Origin of the sequence: Aquimarina discodermiae (assembly GCF_040786235.1) — a bacterium.
Classification (GTDB): domain Bacteria; phylum Bacteroidota; class Bacteroidia; order Flavobacteriales; family Flavobacteriaceae; genus Aquimarina.
In genome coordinates this window covers 101047-121941 of record NZ_JBFMKP010000011.1, presented here as the reverse complement: position 1 = coordinate 121941, position 20895 = coordinate 101047, and the positions used below count along the sequence as shown (strand labels likewise).

The window sequence follows — 20895 nt, the reverse complement described above, 5'->3', positions numbered from 1 at the left end:
ACTAACTAATCTATATTTTGAGAAGGAAACACTCTCGGGTATAAGCATACTCGGGGGTGTTTTTGTTGGTTTTTTAAAAAAAGTGATATGTCATCAGCAAAAAAGAAAAATACACGTAAAACCATTTTACAATTACATAAAATACTAGGCCTGATTACCGGTGTGGTTCTTTTTGTAGTATCCATTACAGGATGTTTATGGGTGTTTAAAGAAGAGATAGAGAGTTTTTATGATGATTATAAATATGTAACTCCCAGGCAACAGGATGTTATAGTGGCTTCTAAGGTCAAATCTATAGCAGAGCAGGTGATACCTAATAAAAACATTCATGGTGTAATTTATGGTAAACCCAATGAAGCTATCGAAGTTGTTTTTTACCAGGCAGCACCAGAGCTATTTTATCAAAGTGTTTTTATAGATCCATATACAGGGGATTTTATAGAAAGAGTAGATCATACCACTGGTTTTTTCGCATTTGTATTAAAAGGACATATTCGTTTATGGTTACCAGAAGCCATTGGTTCGAGGATTATATCCTATTCGGTTTTATTGTTTTTGATAATTTTAATTAGTGGGTTATTTCTTTGGTGGCCTAGAAATAATAAAAATTGGCGTCAACGACTAAAGTTTGATTGGAATAGTAAGACCCGTTGGAAAAGAAAAAACTTTGATTTACATACTGTTACAGGCTTCTATATATCTTCTCTGGGATTAGTATTTGCATTTACAGGATGCGTTATGGCTTTTAATTGGTTTTACTTTATAGCTTATGTAGCAACAGGAGGAGATAAAGCACCACAGTTTATTATGCCCAATAACGAGAGCGAAATAGTGATCAATACAACGAATACTCCTGTTTATGACCAACTAATTTCTAGGTTGTATAAAACCCATAAACATGCACATAGTTTCGAACTTCATTATCCAGAAAATGATTCGACCGCTGTGTTGATTGAGGTAAGTAATTCTAAAGGGCTCTATTATGATATGGATTATCTTTTTTTTGATCAAAATACCCTGAAAGAGATAGAGACCGCCAGTATTTACGGAAAATATAAAGATGCTCATTTTGCAGATAAAGTAATACGAATGAATTATGATATTCATATCGGATCAATAGGTGGTTTAGCCGGTAAAATCATCGCGTTTTTGGCGAGCTTGATTTGCGCAACACTACCTGTTAGCGGAATCTTATTGTGGTATGGTAAAAAATACAAAAAGAAGAAAAAACCTGTTGTAAAATCAACGATACGGCAAGTTAAAGTGGCAGGGTGATATCAGGATAAAATCTTAAATAATTGTTATAAGATGTTTTAATAAGAAAAGAAAAAGAAGATTCTTGATTTGTTTCGAATGGATTATGATTCGGTTTGCTATGACTATCGTATATATTTACTTTGGAGAAAAGTGTTACTAAACATAATTGATATTCATTTTCGATAACAAAATTGGTAAGAACCTTCTTTTTAATTCAATTTTGACATTAACGTGATGTTTTTATCGACAATGTTACTGTTTATTGGTGAGCTTGATGATTACGTTTCAAATATAAATAGGATCTTTTCTTTTTTTCTTCAAGTTTCGATCAGTAGAATGTAGCTGTCTATGAATGGTTTTTATCTAAAGTTTATTGTTTTTAAGAAAGAAAAAGAAAGCTTCTGTGATTATTTGATAAGCAATGGTTTTTAGCCGGTTATAACTCATACTATATGATCTTAGGGGTAAAGTGGGGAATCTATAGCTTGCGTTATTTTTATAAAGCTTTCTTTTTCAGTTTCATTTTGACATTAGCGTGATATTTTTAAAGAACAATGTGCCTACGCAGTTGTATTATTGTAATCCTTGGGGTAATCAAGTTTATTATGCAGCAAACGCAGGGGTTGTTGTTCCAAAAACTTCTATGATAGGATCCTGAATAATAGTTTTGTTAGTATAGTTTAAATTTTGAAGTATGTTATAATTAAACCAGATAGATACTAATCTGTAAGGAATTTCTAAAGAATCTTTTAGTCCTAATTTAGAGTCTTCCATATGTACCCATCTTTTTAAAGGCTGTTCGTAGATTTTATTCATGATGGTTGCTTTTCCAAAATGTCTTTTCATTTTAATAAACATTTCTACATCGAATAACCATCTGCTAAAAAAGTTTTTATTAAAAATTACAGGTACAAGTTCTGCTTTAAATACTTTAGCACCGCACTGTGTATCTTGAATAGATAGTCCTAGTATAAATACGATTAGGATATTGATTAGTTTAGAGATCATTGCTCTTACTCCATTTTTTTTAATAGTTTCAGAAGCATTTTTGGCTCTGGATCCAAATACAAAACTTAATTCTTTATTTGTTTTTAATGTTTTTAAAAGTCCATCAAAGTCTTCAAAATCTGTAGATAAATCAGCATCGATGAATCCAATAAATTTAATATCACTTCTACTGTGGAGGTATCTGGCACCTGCTCTTACTGCTGCTGCTTTTCCAGAGTTCTTTTTGATATCGATAACACTTACTTTATTAGTGTCTATAGATTGTATCTTCATTAATACATCTATGGTGTTGTCTTTACTTCCATCATTTACGAAACATAAATGATACTCATTTTCTTCTTTTATAAAATTGATAAATGCGGTTACATTTAATCTGTTTTCTTCGTTATAGCAAGGGATGATAATTCCGGTTTTCATAATTGATTATTTTAGGATTACATTTCAAAAGTAGGCACGATTCAAGCTTTTACTGGGGAGATTTCGGCGAGTCGGGTGTTGCTTTCGGTGAATGGTTTTTATCGAAAGACATGCCATTCGTCTAAACCAAACTTTATTGTATATTTAATATCGAAAACTTATGGCGAGCTTTTATGGATAAAACCACCAACAGGTATTTAATCAGTGCATTACTCATTGGGGTGGTTTTTCATGGCACTTCCATTTTTTTTACCTTAGAGTCTACTTACGATGCACTTATTCATTTATTTTTTGGAAACCACTATGCCAATAATTGGTTCGAAACCTGGAACTATAGTTGGTATACAGGGTTTACCGTTATGGGGTATCCACCACTGGTACATCAAAGTATAGGCTTGCTTTCGTATATAGGAGGACTTAAGTTTGGTTTGTTTACGGTAGCCATTATTGCTATTGTTCTTTTTATAACGGGTATCTATCGTTTTGCCCTATTACTTAGCTCAAATAGGAAGGTAGCGGGATATACCGCAGTTCTAGCGGTATTTTCTTCTGCATTTATAGAGACACTTCATATTTTTGGGCAATTACCTAGTATCATAGGACTGTCTGTGTTATTGCATGCATTGCCAGAGATTTATCTCTGGTTAAAAATAGGTAGGTATATGTATTTGATAAATGCATTAAGCCTTATTGCGGTAACAGTGACCTCTCATCATGTAACTCCAATTTTTGGAATGATTTTTTTTATTTTTCCATTAATAGGGATGGTACTAATGGATGTATCCAAAGAAAGGGTAAGTACTTATCGCGAAATTAGATTCGTAATATTTATACAAAGTTTTTTATCTCTGTTTAAAAGGATTGTAGGGTTTGGTTTTGGAGCACTGGTGTTAATTATTGTTTGTATTCTTCCGTATTGGATTAACACCAAAAATAACCCGATTACACAAGTACCTATCCCACATGGATCTCGAGATAATTTTTTAGAAGTAACATCTTCTGGATTGGTGTTCTTTTTAATACCATGGGGTATATTGTTGTTTTTTATACCTTATATATGGTATCGTTTTTTTAGTAAGCGCTATTTATTTTTTGGCCTGTCCATTACCCTATTAACTATTTTAGGAACAGGAGGCACGACCCCAATACCCAGGACGATTTTGGGAGATAATGCATTTGATATCCTTACATTGGATCGATTTACCTTATGGGCATCGATCATGGCATTGCCTATGTTCGGGGAATTTACTTATCGCTTTATAGAAGGTGATATTAAAGAAAAAGTAGAAAAAAACTATGGTAGTATCTATTATAAAATAGTGGCGGGAGTATGCGCTACTATGTTATTAGCCATTACACTACTTACCATGAGTTTAGGATATTTTAGACCACTGCAACCCCAAAAAATCAAGATGCTTCCTATTCAAAATTTTTTGAGCCAGGATCAGCATGATAAGTGGCGATATTTAACTTTGGGATTTGGAGATCAAATGGCTTGGTTATCGGCACAAACCAATGCAATGACAGTAGATGGTAATTATCATTCTGCCCGAAGACTTCCAGAATTAACCACCAGAGCTGTAGAACGTCTCGAAAATTCAAAATTTAGAGGCGTAGAAGGGATAGGGTCCTTACAGCAGTTTCTAACTGTACCCGAGAAATACAACCTTAAATATGTGTTTTCTAATGATAAATTCTACGATCCTATTTTATACTTCTGTGGGTGGCAACGATTGCGACAGTTAGAGAATGGGATTATGGTTTGGGAAAAATTAAATGTTCCTCCTTTATCCAATATATTACCCAAAGAAGAGGTAGCTACTTTTCAGAGAATAATGTGGGGACTAATTCCTGTAAGTACAGTTGTATTGGCATTTATGATCAATATACGGTGGATATGGATTCATGCATTAAAGGTAAAAAACAAACGCTTTCCGGTATACTTTAAATATGGTATTCTTTATAGGGACTTTAAAAAATATCTTTTAAAAATATCTTATATATGGGGCATATTGATCCTTGCCATAGCAGGAAATGGTCTGTATCTAATCTATATAAGGTCTGTTAAACAGATAAACCCTGTGAACGTGACAGAAGCGTATTATGATGCATTGGATTTTAAAGAATTTAAACGAGCTTATTCGTATATAGATCCAGAGAGTCATAAGACCATTGATCAGTATATGTTAGAAGTGGCTGTAATAGATGGATTGTTAAGTTCGTATGCCAAGATGGATAACATCAAAATATTGGTTACTGCAAAAACCGATAGCACCGCCAAGGTAAAAGCTGTTACGCATTGGGTAACCCCACTAGAAAAAATCGACAAAGTATATCATCATGAATTGGTAAAATACGACAAAAAATGGTTTGTCAAGCCATTATCATATGATTTGGATATTCCACCAGATCAATTATATACCAGAAATATTACTACCTATTATAATCATGGGCGTCGCAGAGTAAGTTCTGAGCAAACCTACCACGAAGATGTACTTAAGCAACCTGTATTAGAAGTATTGTCGGCAAAGATTGTCGAATACAAAGACCAATATATGATTATAGGTGAGTTACAAAATATAGACAATGTACCAGCAGATGTTGTGGTAACAGGTACACTTTATAATGATAAAAGTGAAAAATTAGCAAAATACAATGTCAAACACCAAATGAAACATAAGCTATTGCCTAAAGAGATCACAAGTTTTAGAATAAATTTTGAAGGGATTGCCTGGATGAATATAGAAGAAAGTAAACCAGATACCTTCGACCCCAATCAGTTTACATCATTAGATTTTAAAGAAGTTCCTACCCGTTTTAATCTACAATGTGCAGGAAATGTAGCCACGGTAGACTTATATAAGGAAGTAGCAATTAACGACCTTTCTATAACCGATAATCATATCGAAGGAGTACTTTTTAATTCTGGATTAGAAGAAGTTACGATTCCCATGCTTTTGATCTCATATTATGATCAAAATCACCAATTGGTATGGATAGATCATCAATACCTAAGAGAAGGAATTCGTCCACAACGCAAACAGTATTTTAAGTATACATTACTAGATGTATCCTGCGTAAATTATTTTGATCCCGATATGAAGAATGTTTTTGTAAATGGATTAGAGAATACACTAATTAGTGATAAAGTGGTTCCAGAAAGAAAAGAAGAGCATAAATCCATTCAGTTTTTACCAATAAACGGAAAAGGATTTAGCTATATTAAATTAGAAGTTAATACATATATAGGAGCGCCCAATTAATGAGATTATTTAGAAAAAATATTATTTTCTTAGGAAGTGTCATCTTTAGTTGTGCAACAAGTATCGCCTTTACGACCTTTTATACCAAGCCAAAAGAAGTATCAGCAAAATTGGTGAGCACCCAAAAAGTATTTGAAGCTGGAGAGACTATATCTCTGGACTTTGAGCTAAACACTCCTGTAAAAACTACACTTTTTTTACATACCTCTTTTGGAAGCGCCAGCATTGATCCCGTAGAACCTACCACCACTCGATTTGTTATTCCCAATTTTATTGCTCGCAAAAAAGGAAAAATATCGTACAAACTAATTTATGAATCAGAGGTTTTAGTAAAAGGAATGATCGATGTAATAGCCAATACCAGAACAGAAGTAAGTTTAGAATCCTATATAGGTCCTCCTAGTATTGTTGCAGGAGGTAAAGATTATACCATGCATGTGGTGATCCCAACAGATGCCTATGATAATCCTTTTCCAGACAGTACCGTGGTAGCTATCAAACATCAGTTCATGAAAGTAGAGAATGAAAATACCCTATACAGTAAAGATATGATAGCTTGGAAAAATATATTTTCTTATAAACAATCAGGAAGATTACTTCTATTTTCTAAAGTGGGGGAGACTGCCTCTAAAGAGTTTTCTGTAGAAATGTATCCAGCACTACCCGAGGATTTTGTGATTAGTAGCGATCGAAAACATGTATATGCAGATGGTAATCAAATTGCAGAACTAAGCACATCAATCATAAAAGATATGTATGGTAATGTAGTGAGCGACGGTACCCTGGTTCAATTTGTTATAAAAGATGCTAGTGGCGCTATTTTACAAACACAAGGGAGTACCCTATATGGCAAAGCCGTTGCCAGAGTACTACATCCTGACCACAAGGATACCTGGCAGATAAAAGCCTATGTATATGGTATGGCAGAGAGTAATGAACTTACACTGTCTTACCAGCCCATTATAGATGACTTTGAAGTAAAATTTGCGAAAGAAAATCGTGAAATTGTAGTGGGACCACTGGTAAGTTTTATGCAGCAGTTGATTCCAGACGGTGCTACTGTAAAGCTTATGATTTTTAAAGAACAAAAAAAGATAGATACCAAAATTAGTACCTCGTCCAATGGTAAGGTCAGGTTTTTACTAAAGGATGGATTTTATGAGGCAGGAATTTATGATATTCATATATCGGCACTAGGAGTACAAAAAAAATATAAGAAAGTATTATTGCAATGATACATAAGAACAGAACTATATACAGATCACTTATCATAGGTTCCTTTATAGGAGTTCTTATGATACTTATTTTTGGTATCAGTCAAATATTATCTTACCTAAATACGGGGGCAGATCGAAGCACGATGTTACATCAAAGCTTACAAAAAGAAAAAGTATATTTTCCTAAGCTGGTATGGAAAGATACCCTAAACCCTGGGAGACCTATAGAAAAACAAACCCTGTTAGATATCGAACAGGATTATCTGAATGCCTGGTATATACGTAATGTGGCGTACCAAACAAATACCATAGATGGAGTCGAAGATTATTATACCAAAAATGCAAGACAGCATATTTATAATTTGGTTGCTTATAATCGGGATCGCGATATTGAGATACATAGCACCACTCTAGACCATAGTATTTCATTAGATTTCTATAGTGCAGATGGTCAGTTGGCGGTCATAAGCGATAACCAAGTACAAGAATACCAGCGAGTATACCAAAAGCAACAATTACAGCTAGAAGAAAAATTACAATCTAATTATCAAATGCTCTTACTGCTCGAAGATGGCTTTTGGCGAATTCGGCATATGGTCAAAAAAAGTGTAGATGACAGAAAATTGATAAATAGGACTCAAGAGAATGGCTTTGCCAATATCATTGACGGTAAAATATATCTAAATAATAAACAATATAAGATAAAGGGAATCAATTACTACCCCCAGGAAACTCCTTGGAATATGTTTGGAGACCATTTTGATAGCAAGGTTATCGCCAAAGATTTTGATATCATCAAAAAGGCAGGTCTTAATACCGTTCGAATTTTTGTGCCATATAAAATTTTTGGTAGAGGAAAAGTACGTCCAGAGATGTTAGATCAATTCGAACAGGTATTGGATAATGCAGCTTCTAAAAACCTGCAAGTTATCGTTACTCTCTTTGATTTTTATGGAGATTATTCTGTATTAGATTGGACACTCACCCATCGACATGCAGAGCAAATAGTAAGTTCTTTTAAAGATCATAAAGCTATTTTGGCTTGGGATATCAAGAATGAACCTAATCTGGACTTTGCATCCAGAAAAAAAGAAAATGTAGTGGCTTGGTTAAGTGAGATGATCGATCAAATAAGACAATACGATTCTAATCATTTAATAACCATAGGTTGGTCTGATATGACGTCTGCAGCTATATTACAAGATAAAGTAGATATGGTATCCTTTCATTATTATAAAAATATAGATGATTTTGAAACCAACTATCAGCAATTGGTTTCAAAAATTGATAAGCCACTGGTACTACAAGAATTTGGATTGTCATCGAGTAGAGGGTTATGGAGTCCTTTTGGTGCTTCAGAAAAAACACAAGCTCATTATTATGAGCAGTTTCAGAAAATCAACCAGCAAAATGACATACACTATCTTTCCTGGACATTGTATGATTTTAAAGAAGTACCAAGTAGTGTAGTCGGTAAATTACCCTGGCGAAAACATAAACAAAAACACTTTGGGTTTATAGATAGCAACGGAAAGAAGAAACCTGCTTTTGAGTTTATAAGGGAATAATACTATTTTTAGAATAAAATTATCTACTAAACTTATCACTTATAATGGGTAAGTGCTAGGCGAACCATATAAAGCTTACCAAGCACTTACTTTTAACGTGAATATCGATATAACTTAAATGCTAACATTAGCATAATTGTTTAATAATAATTTTGTTATGTTTCCTCTCTCTCGGGGAGAGGATTAAGGTGAGTGAAAACTATTGTAGAAAACCCTCATCCTTACCTTCTCCCTCAGAGAGAAGGAACTAATTAATATAATACTCAGTCAGTTTTAAGCCAAATTCACGTTACGTTTAGTAACTCAGAAAAGTATACTTAAAAATAACATTCTAATGCCTGGGAGAGCATACTCGTTCACCAGTACAGGTATTTCTACGACATACCCTAAATGCGCTTATAGAAACAATTTTCCATTCACATTCTGATCCTCCTTGTATGGTTAATTGTGCTTGTTTAGAGATTTCTTTTACTCCGTTAATTTTGATCAAAGTTTTCATAATATTAGGTTTTAAGATTTCTTAAAACTACTACTTATCTAGCTTCTTGTTTTTTGTTTTGTATGTACTGTAGCTCATAATGTACAAGAGGTAGGTTTCAATGTATAAATGGTAATATGGGATATAATATTCTCCTCACTTCTCATGTTAGTGTGTCTTACTCTTGTTACAATAAAGGTTTGGTTCGCAAAGAAAAAGTGTTCAAAAAACGGTTTTCAAAATAAAAAAACACTCTTTACCTATAGAAAAGAGTGTTTTACAATAATGACGAATTAGCCTGGTTCTGGGGTGTCCTACCCACATGGGTAGTAAAAGGTTTATATCGAAGCTCCTTTATATACTTCTTTGGCTTCAGCTTTTTGCTGTATAATGCTGTTAAATTGTTCGAGGTACATGGCTGTAATTTTACTCATAGGTAAGGCTGTAGCCGCTTTGTAGTTTGCATTCCCTAACGCGATACGATAATTGGGATCGAGTACAATTTTTTCTATGGCATCGGCCAGGCTATCGACATTGGTAGGGTCAAAGAACTCACCACAGTACCCTTCTTCTTTTACCAATAAACTAAGATCTCCTAGATCTGGCATCACAACAGCTTTGCCATAGCTCCCAGCCTGGTGTAATACTCCAGAGCTACCCGTTGTAGAGGTGTAAGGAAAAACTACCATAGCACTTTCTTTAAAGATACGAGGCACATCGGCTTCGTCTACATAACCGGTAAATCGAAGTTGAGGGACATTGGCATATTTTTCTTTCATAGACTGTAAATATCCTATAGCATTAGGATTATCGGTACCTGCAATTACAATTTCTAATGTTTTTGAGGTTCTTGCACGTGTTTTTTCTACTGCTTCGATTAGAATTTCAACTTTTTTATACGTACCAAATTTCCCAAAAGTCATAATTTGTAAAGGCCCTGTGGGTAAGGTGTAATTCGGCTCTTCTGGTAACTCGAAAGTACCGTGCGGGATTTGTACAATATTGGTAACCTTGTATTTTTCTTTTAAAATATGAGCATATTTATCGATGGTGACAGCGACCATATCGGCAGATAGGATAAATCGAGTTAATAAGGTGCCTATACGGTTATATATTTTTTGCAAGATTTTGTTTTTTGTAAACCCAGAACTTTCCAGATCTACCTGCTCCATGATATTATGTAACAATACAATGGTAGGAATATTAAACAATACGCATAGTTTGGGTAATAATAGTCCTAAAGCAGCGGCTATTTTTCGATCTCCAAATTTCATGAATTGTAGATTAAACAGGATGGCATCAGGTCGCGTTTCTCTAACTGCTCTCATCACTGTAAAAAAATTGGCATAACTGTTAAACTTCCAACATTGCTTAACGGTAACTTTACACCCATTTTGATCGAGGTTGGTATGCGCTTTGGCAGGCAAAACATCGGTGAGTAAAACAAGTTCAGAAACCTCTGTCTGTTGTCTAAAATGTTTTACCAAGTGGTAGGCATATTCGTTTAAAGTTACCTGGCTAGGTGGGTAGGCGGTTACAATGGCTAATTTCATCTGTATAATGTTTTTTTGGGTTTTATTTTCTTAAAAACAGACAGAGACGAATTAAAATCGGGAAGAAATCTTATTGGTTAACAGGTTTCAAGATTTTAAGGACGAATGGGGTACGTCATTTTTGATGAATTTACTTAAATTTAACATATATTGGTAAAATAAACAACTTACATATAAGAATTTAGTAAAATATTTGTACGAATGGTTAAAAATGTCTGTTATGAATCATTTGGGTTTAATAATCTTCTCTAAAAATGTGGTTCACCTTGTTTTTTCTAAAGGCTTGAGCAATTATAGTATTATCCTTACCCAATACAAATAGTATTTTACTTCTTCTGTTTGCTTTTGCATAAATGTTTTTTAATACTTTTACTGCTTTTTGATCGATTTGTTTTACTTTTTTTAAAGACATCACCACTTCTTCATAGTGATCCAGTAAATAATTAAAATGCTTTTCTACTTGTTCTGTGTTTTCTAAAGTAAAATTTCCTATTACTTCGAATGTTCCTGCTGTATTTGTTATTTGTAGTTTCATCATTATTTTATTTTGAGGGTGGATATTTTTATGCCAGTTCTGATTTGAATTTGCTCATAAGAAAACAATGCCGTTTTATTGGGTAAATTCAAGTTAGAAATGGTATTACACAAAATCACTTTTAAGTAGGTAGCTTACCTTACCAAATGCAGTGTTTATTTTTTTATTTTCTTTACCAATCACATAAAAAATCTTATTGTTTTTCATCGCGTTTTTAAAAAGCTTGGTCAATGTTAAAACACCAGAAGCGTCAATCTTTTTTACTTTATCAATACATACGATGATCTTATCTGTTTTGGTTAATAGTTTTTCAAAATGGTGTTGTAAAGAGGTAGCATTTTCTGCTACAATATTTCCTTTGATTTCGAAAATTTCTTGGTTTTTTATAATTTGAATCGCCATAACATAGCTGTTTTATAGGTTATTAATGATTCAAAGATGGAGTATTTTTGTTGCTCAATTAGACCCAATAAGATAGATGGTAAATTGCTGTCGACGAATGGAAAGAATACTTCGTTTAGCTTTTTTTGGTAAGTTTTTGATACCCGAAAAAATAGCAAATCTGAAACACCAAAAGAATGGCCATCGCAATGATTTGCATGATGACAACATCTGATAAAGTATTGTGAAACAAAATAATGAGTACTACTTGCGAAATTCCTAGCAACGCAGATAAGACGACAGGTATGTATTGGTCTATGGATAGAAAGTAATATGCAAAAATATTGGAGATGGCAAACAAAGAAGTGGCAACAGCATATTTCCATAATAAAGGAGCAATGCTAATATACGCTTTACCAAACATAAGTTGGATGACCAATTCTGGAAACAAGTAACACCCTATTACTATACCAATAGAAAGTAGTGTAATATATCCAACATACTTAAACAATATTGGATAATGGGGTTCTTTGTTTTTTTGTTTTTCTACTACCTTGGGTAATAAAAGCATCACAAACATCCATGCAACAAAATATACTACACGCCCTATGAGTGCTAACGAGGCATACAAGCCAGCTTCATAGGTATCAAAATAATGTTTAACGATTAAGATGTCACTATTGTTAATAATGATTTGAGTAAGCTCATAAAAGGCAGTAAGTAAAAAAAACTTCAGAATGTATTTTGATTCTGAAACAGGTAAAGTGTACTTCCCTTTAATTTTTAAATCTTTATGGCGAAAAGGCAAAAGTCCGAATAAAAAAGAAATGGTAATTCCTATAGCTACCAAAATAGAAGAAGGCAAACTTAACGCATATAAAAGCGCCAAGGTAAGAATAAGCCTGCTTAGCATTTCTCCCTGATAGGTAATGGCAAGGCGATCAAATTTTTTCTTTCCCTGAAATACTCCCCGATTAACACTCATAATAAAATAAATAGGTACACCAATACCAAAAACAAAAAACATTGTTGATGATTGTGTATTAAAAAGGAGTTGTAGTTTTTTTGAGAATAGAATCAATAACAAACCTAATAGTAACCCTATGCTAATAGAATACCGATACGTAATGGCAATAAAACTCTTAAATAAATTGTGTTCTAATAGAACAGAGAATTTTGCAGTAACCAACTGAAAAGTCATTGCTACAAATGATAAAACTAACAGAAAAGTAATTAACAAGGCCGCATCTGCAAATTGTTCTGGCCCAAGAATTCGTCCTAAAATTAAATTATATAAATAATTACCTCCATTAACTACAATAACACTAATCATGAACTTTTGCTCTGCAGTTAGTTTCTTGAAAACGGTATTTATAATCATATTGAAAAAGGCACTCTTTTTTAAAAAACTACTATACCAAAGGGTAGTTAGTTTATTAGTTTAATGGTATAGTAGTAGATCGGTGTAAATAGAGTATTGAGTTGGTTATTTATATGTATAAACTTTTCTTTATAGCACTACATGTATTTCCTGGGGTATTTATGAACGCCGACACATAAGACAAGTTTATTTTTTGTAATAGTTTATATGATCACCTTGGCATAAAAATAGCATCTGTTTGGTAAAGTTGGTTACGGTTATCTCTCAATATTTTTACGGAGACCTTAAAATAGTAGGTTGTAACTCAAATAATTTCTAATCTTAATCGTGTTTATAACCAAAAAAAATAACTACACTAATGATTTTTAGAAATCTTATTCGATTTTTGATCCCTCTTTTTTAAGATATGCTTACCTTAACAATAGTTAACCAACCTAGTACACAAAAACATGCGATCAAAGTTACTTTTTTCTTTCTGGTTATGTCTGTTTGTATCTCATGTCAACGTTGCTCAAAATATGCAAGAAGGGTTTGACTATTTAGAAACAGGAGATTATGCCAGAGCAAAATCTTTTTTTACTAACATTCTAAAACAATACCCAGATAACAAAACAGCGCGTTTATGTTATGGAAGATCTTTGGGATTGTTAGGAGATACTAAACAAGCAATTTTGGTTTTTACAGCTCTAAAGAGAATATACCCTAAAGACTTTGAGGTAAAACTGAATTATGCAGAATCATTACTTTGGGATCAACAATATGATGAAGCTCAAGCCTTGTATCAAATACTGATCGAAGAAAACCCAACAAGCTTTTCTGCGGTGTTAGGATATGCCAATACCTTATCTAACTTAAAGAAGTATAAAAGTGCTTTAGAATGGGTAAATAAAGCATTAGATATTCAAAACAAAAATCCAAACGCATTGTTATCTAGAAAATACATGCGTCTTGGATATGCAGATCAATTAGCAAAAAATAGGGAATATGATCGAGCACTGGACTTATTAGATTTAAATCTAATAGATTTTAAAAATGATAGAGATACTCAAAACAATAAAGCGGCTATTTTTTTTGCTTCTAATGAATTAAAAAAAGCAGCAACAATTTATAATGAGATTGCAACAACACCAAAAGATAGTATTCGTGCATTATTGGGATTGTCATTGGTCAGGCATAAGCAGTATAAAAATAAAAAAGCGCTATATCTGGCTGCGTCGGCAAACCAAAAAGTAATAACGTATAAAAACGATACTTCTCTTTATGTATCGACACGAGAACGGTACCTACAAGCTTTGTTATGGAATAGGAAATTTAACACCGCTAAAAGAGAACTACAGCAATTGCAATCCGAATATTCAAACAAAACTAGAGTATTGGCTTTACAGGCTACCTACGGAATGTACACCAGCCGTTTTACAACAAGTATTGCAACATATCAGGATATTTTAAGAAAGGATACGACCTCTTTTGATGGCAATCTGGGTATCGCAAATGCCTATAGAGCTACAGAGCAAGCTAAGCAAGCTTACACGTATGCTTTTAAGACGCTGGCCATTTATCCTAAACAAAAAGATGCCGAAACGTTGATCAAAACATTAAAAAAGTCTCACACTCCTTTTGCAGAAATAAAGACTGCTTTTACATTTGATAATGGAGATAATGAGGCAATTACTACTACTTTGCGATCAGAGATTCCTTTATCTGTAAAATTTACACCTTTGGTTCAGTATGATTATAGGACAACCAAAAATACCATAACCAGTAGCGAAGCTTTTTCTCATGATTTTTCACTTGGTTTTTTGTATAAGGTTACTTCTGGGGTTTCGTTACAATCCAGATTAGGCGTTACCAATGGTAATGGGTTTACCAATAGCTTTACAACGTTGATTGCAGAAACAGTTCTGAAAACAATACCCTTTAGGCTTCAAAATCTGGATGTTGGTTATAAGAGAGAATTACAAAACTTTAATGCTGATTTAATAAATAGAGAAATTTTAATGAATCACTATTTTCTCAATTATAATATAGCAACTAATATTAACCTGGGTTGGTATACACAATATATGTACACCTCTCAAACCGATGCAAATACCAGAAATCTCTTGTTTACGTCATTGTATTATAACATTTTGCAAAGACCATCATTAAAAGTAGGAGTTAACTATCAGTATCTTACCTTCAAAAACCAGGTTCCCTCTCTTTATTTTAGTCCTTCAAAATTTAATTTGGGAGAAATATTTGCAGAGGTAACCAGTGATTCTCAAAAGCAATGGATCTATAGCGCTAATATTGCTTTTGGCCAACAGTTTGTAGAAGAAGATCCCAGATCTTCGACTTTTAGAGCTACAGGAAAGCTGGGATATCGATTTTCTGATCGATTTGCAGCAAACGCTTATGGGTTGTATAGTAATATAGCTTCTGCAACAGCCGCAGGTTTTGAGTATATCGAATTAGGGTTTAGATTGAAATGGTATTTCTTACGTAAGCCTGTTTTCGATAAAAAAATAATGAAGCTAAAAAAATAACGAGGATAGTTATGTCACTATCCTCGTTACGACCCAAATCCTGAACTTAACTAATGCCTTTATTGTTGTATTAAAAATTTACCTTTATATTTTTGATTAATATTTCCTCTAATGATGTATTGATATACTCCCGGAATAAGATTTTTGGTAGAAAACGTTACGGTATTATTATATAAATTCATACGTTCTTGTCGTACAATTCTACCTATTATATCGATCACTGTAATTTCTACATTTTTATGAGCACCCGGTATTTGTAGTATCGTTTGTGTTGTAAATGGATTAGGATAGTTTTTAAGAGTGACAGTTTTGGTTTGTTCTATCGCTTCTGTCGCTAACGTTTCGTCGATATTTTCTTCATCGTTTTGTGCTATTTCTTCATTTTCATTTACCAAGGTCGAATCTGTTGTCTCTACATCAGTATTTGTCTCTTTTACAAAAGCTACATTCGCTACTTCTAAGAAAAATGGAGCGAAATTTTGATAATCACCTTGTACAGAAAATACAATACTTTTTAAATTTTCTATTGTTTCTGGCATGTTACTTCCGTTTTTAAAATCTGATAATGAAATTGTATGACTTTTCTTTTCAGTATTTTTAAGAGTATATCTAAGTCGATTATTCCAATCGGTCAATCCTTCTGTTACCAAAATGATCTCGATATCTCTATCAGTATGTAGTTCTAGTTGTAAGGATGTATAGTCCAATACATCTAAAGAAAGTTCTCCTGCTAATATGTTTCTAAAAAGATTGATAGTTTCTTTTACTTCACCTTTTACTGTTGCATTACGCTCGATTAGGTATGCTTCTTTACTTTCTAATGTAGTACTATGTTCTTTGATCTCGAATGTTTCTATCACAACTCCTTGCTCTAGATAATCAATGCCCCAGGGACCATCTGCTAAGTACAAAGCGTCTAATTGTAGAGACCCTTCTCCTGCCACAGAAAACCCTATGTCAAATAGATAACCCGTATCGATCACTACTTTTTCTTTATATGCACCAGTAAGTGTAATTGTTTTGGTTGTTTTTTGTTCTTTGGATTGTTCTGTAGTTCTGGTATTTCCTGTAAATGTCATTTGTTTTGCTCCCGTTTTATTAATAATGTTTAATGTTATCTCACCATTTGCGTAAGTACCATGCTGTACAAATACAGAAGGCACTCGTTTAGACATTCTGTGACTTCTTAAAGGTTTATTTATGGTAAACGAGCTAAGAATATGATTGGCTATATTAGCGACTTGAGAAACAGACCCTCCCCATACCTGGAAATTGGTATAGTCACCTTCTGGATAATCTTCAATATTCCATAAACTATATATTTCATTTTCTGAGGCTTCTTTTTTGATAGAAAAAGTTAACGCATATTCGATTTCGCCAGTTGCTCTCTCTATTTTTGTGCTTACAATAGTATGATTTTTAATGTCTACTGTTCGTACATCTAGCAATTTAGAACCGTTTAATCGATCACAAATGGTTTTGGAATGATCATAAATCGATCCTTCTGTCGAAGTTGCTAACGCTGCAGCAATTCTTTTATCACCATCATAATAATCTACAGAAAAAACTGCTTTTGCATTAGTTATCCCCAATAAATCATCTGGACTTGAAACATAGGTAGATTCGGTTCCGAATATTCCAGTTTCGGGAAAATGAATGCTAAGATCTTCGTTGTTTGCAGACCGATAGGACTTTGATCCAGGTCTAAAACTTTTTTGAGATTTTTTAGTATTAAAAGCAGTGTTTCTTTTGGTTCTTATAAAATTACGTTTTGCAATAAGACTGGCAAGATCCCCATTACTTTCCAGGCCTCCGTCATTGGCAGAAGTAACATCTGTCGCAGTATCAACATCTACAAAGTTAGTGGTTTTGATAGCCGTGTACGGACTGGCAGTAATATAAAATAAGGCATCGTTAAAATCTTGATCGCAAGATGCATAATCTCTTCTAATGTCTTCAAAACCAAGTATGATTCGTTCATTATCGGGATCAGATAATAATACGTTATGGTATCTTAGTGAAGCATCACTTTCTGGGTTATAATCGGGGTTAGAATGTAATTGCCAGTTTCCGGTCCCGATACACCCATTTGACCAGGCATCTGCTAATAATACCCACCCAATTCCTGTATTGGGAGGAAAAGTACCTATTTTTACTTTATCACCTACTTCTAACTCTCCACCACTGCTTACCGCAGACACATTAGGAAAGATAATAGTAATATCTTCTGGTACAGGCATGGATGGTGCCGGATTGTTAATGTCATAGGTATAGAACCCTAATGTATTTTTATATCCTGCTCCCTCTGCCACAAACGTAACCCAGATATCTACATTTTCTTGAGTAATCACATCGGTATCATATCCAGAAGATATATAATGTGGATTGAAATCAGGTACTGGGTACCCTTCTGGTAATGCATTGTTTACCATATCCAGGGTTTCTTGTGTTACCACATCTTGTCCATCAAGATAGAGTGGTTTACCCTCGGAAGAAAAACTACCTAGATAATTATACCGATCACATATTTCTGGCATCGGAAAACTATCAGGTGTTTGTCCTCCGTTCTCTGGAGCAAAACTACTTTTTCTAAGGTCAAAACTATCGTCTAGACCATCGTTGTCATTATCTATTCCAGAAGCAGTTGTTTCTGGAGTGCCATCTCCATCACTATCATAAGCTTCTGTGCTATCAGAGATACCGTTGTTATCAGAATCAAGATCCAGATGATCATAAGAACCGTCACCGTCGGTATCAACGTATCCATTAGTGGTATTTCCAAAATCAGCATCAAAAGCATCATCTAATCCATCTTTATCTTCATCAACATTTGATAGACTTACAAACGAAGTACTGATTTGTCCCTCTATGATATCTACGATTCCATCATTATCAGAATCAATATCATAGCAGTTATAAATGCCATCATCATCGGTATCTAATAATACCAGATTGGTACCTGTTTGGTCGGGATCAAAAGCATCTGCCAATCCATCATTATCACTGTCTTGATAAACAAGGTCTAATCCATTACAAATTCCATCATTGTTGGTGTCTTTATTACTTTGTCCGGTTTCTACGATATCGTAAATTCCATCATTATCAGCATCGATATCCAAAAAGTCAGGGTTACCGTCTCCATCTCTGTCAAAGGCATCTTGTACCACATTGTCACCATTACCACTTACGTCATCATCAAGGTAATTGTATAGTTCATCTCCGTCATCATCTCCGTATGGGTCAGCCCCGTTGCACTCCAGAACATTCGAGATACCATCTCCATCGGTATCTGCATCCATAGAATCTAATATTCCATCATTATCTTTATCTAGAGGCGAAATTCCTTTGGCACATTTAAACCCATCGTTAGAATTTGTGGTTTCCGTTAGATTTAATAAGGTTGCGGTTGGTGTGGCACTCTCATAATCGTTGATTAAATATAAACCTCCGTTGTTATCTGATAAATATAGCCTATTGCTAGAATCACCATAAGCAGCTCCAAACGTGCTTTTGGGTAATCCTGATACTGTTTTGCTAGAGAATACAGGAGTACCACTAGATAAGTCCCACTTGTATAACTGACCTCTACTACCTCCATAAAATGCACCATTCATGTATACAATGTCTGCACAGTTACTAGGAGAAGCCTTATCTGCCATAACAACTTCAAAAACTGGGGACGAGGTTCCATCGTAATCTTTTAGGTTAGTAATTTTATGAAAAGAGTTTTTGGTATTGTTTTGATACACCCATAAGTTTCCTTCATCATCTACATCTGCTGCATATCCTCCTCCAAATGCAGTAGTCCCCGCAGGGGTTAAGGCTCCTAGATCAATGACCATATCTTTGGCAATTCTCAAAAGGTGTTTGTCACTATTTTTGATTGCATATAGATAATTGTCAATTTCATTGTATCCTCCCGCATTGTATGAGGAATAAGAATGCAAAGCTTCAGAATAAGAACCGGTTATTGGGTTATATATTTTTAGTGATCCAGATATCACCTGGTAAAAGTTTCCATCATTGCAATCAAAAGATTGTTGAGCATAACCTAATATTGTTAGGAGTAAAGCTATAAGAGTAGTAGTTTTTTTCATAATGGCTATAGTATCTTGGTTTTATTGGTTTAAAATTAAGCGATACAAATAGTTTCTAAAGTGATTATTCGGTGAGTAGAAGTTTACTGTGGTCGAACGGAAAGAAGAAGCGGTCTTATACCGTTTCTTAAAACAAATTGTCGGATAGTTTACACCAGTTAACTATAAAATGGTACCTTCAAACTCGTTTATTTTTTCGTTCTATTTTCTTGTTTTTATTTTCGGTGTCAAAGGCTATGTAAATCAATGACAGGGGGTATAGAACAAAAAAGTAACTTCGTTTTCTATATGACATTTCAAAATAACTATGAAGAAGTAGACTAAAGAACATTTCTGTTTTTAGAGAGCCTACCTATAGATTTTTAATATGTATCTCGTGGGGTAATTTTAAAAGGGAATTATATAGTTGTTAATAAGGGTATATAAGATGATCCTTAACTATGTCGAAGTAGCTTATAAGAAATAATTATATACATCTTTATTATAGTAAATTGAGTCGTTTCATTAATTCGGGTCTATTAGAACGACTTACAGGTATTACATCTTTTTCGATTAGAACACTATTATCTTCAATATCGATAATTTTCTTAAAATTAATGATATAAGACCTGTGCACTTTTAAGAAAATATCGGCAGGAAGTTTTTCTTCTATTTTTTTAAGTGTAGAATGTACTGTGTAATTTTGTTTGTCTGTTTTAATCAAAATATAATCACCTTTGGCTTCTATTACACTTATAGTTGGTACATCTATTTTAATCAATCTTCGATCAATATTAATATACAGATCATTTTCTTCTGAAGTATTTTCTGAAGAAGAACTAGTTTCAGCGTCAACTTTTTCGACCGAATCAGAGGTGAAACTTTCTGCTTTTTGAATGGCTTTAAGAAAACGTGGTAGAGTTATAGGTTTTACCAAATAATCTACAATACAGTCATACTCAAAAGCTTCTAATGCAAAGTTTTTGTCAGACGTAGTAAGTACAATTTTTGGAGGATTTTTTAATGTTTGAATAAAATCAAAGCCTGTAAAATCCGGCATATGAATATCTAAAAAAATCAGATCTACCTCTTCCTTATTTAAGAATTTCATTGCTTGTATTGCATTAGAAAAATCTTCAATAAGATTGAGTTCCTCTACTTGAGTGCAAAGATGTTGTATAATAGATCTGGCAGTTTCTTCATCATCAACGATAATACAATTCATCAATTTTGGTT

13 protein-coding genes are annotated in these 20895 nt (G+C 33.7%); 5 read left to right on the top strand and 8 right to left on the bottom strand.

From position 1 onward, the window contains the following. Nucleotides 1-87 precede the first annotated feature (87 nt). Nucleotides 88-1275 (top strand): PepSY-associated TM helix domain-containing protein, encoded by a 1188-nt coding sequence (locus tag ABW636_RS08920; RefSeq protein WP_367589627.1) that lies wholly within the window; start codon nt 88-90, stop codon nt 1273-1275. A gap of 585 nt (nt 1276-1860) precedes the next feature. Here the strand turns inward: ABW636_RS08920 and ABW636_RS08915 are convergent. Next, nucleotides 1861-2682 carry a dolichyl-phosphate beta-glucosyltransferase gene (locus ABW636_RS08915; RefSeq protein ID WP_367589626.1) on the bottom strand — a complete coding sequence of 274 codons (822 nt, stop codon included), beginning with the start codon at nt 2680-2682 and terminating at the stop codon, nt 1861-1863. Between the two features lie 173 nt (nt 2683-2855). Here ABW636_RS08915 and ABW636_RS08910 point away from each other — a divergent pair, with 173 nt between their 5' ends. The 3 genes from ABW636_RS08910 to ABW636_RS08900 are packed head-to-tail and all read left to right on the top strand — an operon-like array spanning nt 2856 to nt 8730. Further along, the gene (locus tag ABW636_RS08910; protein WP_367589625.1) at nt 2856-5945 is read left to right on the top strand and encodes a putative glycosyltransferase family protein; all 3090 of its coding nucleotides are present in this window, start codon (nt 2856-2858) and stop codon (nt 5943-5945) included. Beyond that, on the top strand, nt 5945-7180 hold the full coding sequence (locus ABW636_RS08905; RefSeq protein ID WP_367589624.1) for a hypothetical protein: 1236 nt from the start codon (nt 5945-5947) through the stop codon (nt 7178-7180). The genes ABW636_RS08910 and ABW636_RS08905 overlap by 1 nt, the downstream gene beginning before the upstream one ends. Beyond that, on the top strand, nt 7177-8730 hold the full coding sequence (locus ABW636_RS08900) for a cellulase family glycosylhydrolase (protein WP_367589623.1): 1554 nt from the start codon (nt 7177-7179) through the stop codon (nt 8728-8730). Before ABW636_RS08905 ends, ABW636_RS08900 begins: the two co-directional genes overlap by 4 nt. 331 nt (nt 8731-9061) lie before the next feature. Here the strand turns inward: ABW636_RS08900 and ABW636_RS08895 are convergent, their stop codons facing one another. From ABW636_RS08895 to ABW636_RS08875, 5 genes are all read right to left on the bottom strand, one after another. Beyond that, nucleotides 9062-9229, bottom strand: coding sequence for a hypothetical protein (locus ABW636_RS08895; protein WP_367589622.1), 168 nt, complete (start codon nt 9227-9229; stop codon nt 9062-9064). A 317-nt stretch (nt 9230-9546) separates the two neighbouring features. Next, on the bottom strand, nt 9547-10761 hold the full coding sequence (locus tag ABW636_RS08890; RefSeq protein WP_367589621.1) for a glycosyltransferase: 1215 nt from the start codon (nt 10759-10761) through the stop codon (nt 9547-9549). Between the two features lie 235 nt (nt 10762-10996). After that, nucleotides 10997-11296, bottom strand: coding sequence for an STAS domain-containing protein (locus ABW636_RS08885; protein ID WP_367589620.1), 300 nt, complete (start codon nt 11294-11296; stop codon nt 10997-10999). Between the two features lie 105 nt (nt 11297-11401). Further along, nucleotides 11402-11698: an STAS domain-containing protein gene (locus ABW636_RS08880; RefSeq protein WP_367589619.1), complete on the bottom strand. Its 297-nt coding sequence runs from the start codon at nt 11696-11698 to the stop codon at nt 11402-11404. A 115-nt stretch (nt 11699-11813) separates the two neighbouring features. Then, on the bottom strand, nt 11814-13058 hold the full coding sequence (locus ABW636_RS08875; protein ID WP_367589618.1) for an oligosaccharide flippase family protein: 1245 nt from the start codon (nt 13056-13058) through the stop codon (nt 11814-11816). Between the two features lie 449 nt (nt 13059-13507). Here ABW636_RS08875 and ABW636_RS08870 point away from each other — a divergent pair, with 449 nt between their 5' ends. Continuing rightward, nucleotides 13508-15583, top strand: a complete 2076-nt coding sequence (locus tag ABW636_RS08870) for a tetratricopeptide repeat protein (RefSeq protein ID WP_367589617.1) — start codon at nt 13508-13510, stop codon at nt 15581-15583. Between the two features lie 59 nt (nt 15584-15642). On the opposite strand, the gene ABW636_RS08865 is transcribed toward ABW636_RS08870, so the two are convergent. Further along, the gene (locus tag ABW636_RS08865) at nt 15643-19680 is read right to left on the bottom strand and encodes a DUF6923 family protein (protein ID WP_367589616.1); all 4038 of its coding nucleotides are present in this window, start codon (nt 19678-19680) and stop codon (nt 15643-15645) included. A gap of 481 nt (nt 19681-20161) precedes the next feature. Beyond that, the gene (locus tag ABW636_RS08860; protein ID WP_367589615.1) at nt 20162-20884 is read right to left on the bottom strand and encodes a LytR/AlgR family response regulator transcription factor; all 723 of its coding nucleotides are present in this window, start codon (nt 20882-20884) and stop codon (nt 20162-20164) included. Between the last annotated feature and the right edge of the window lie 11 nt (nt 20885-20895).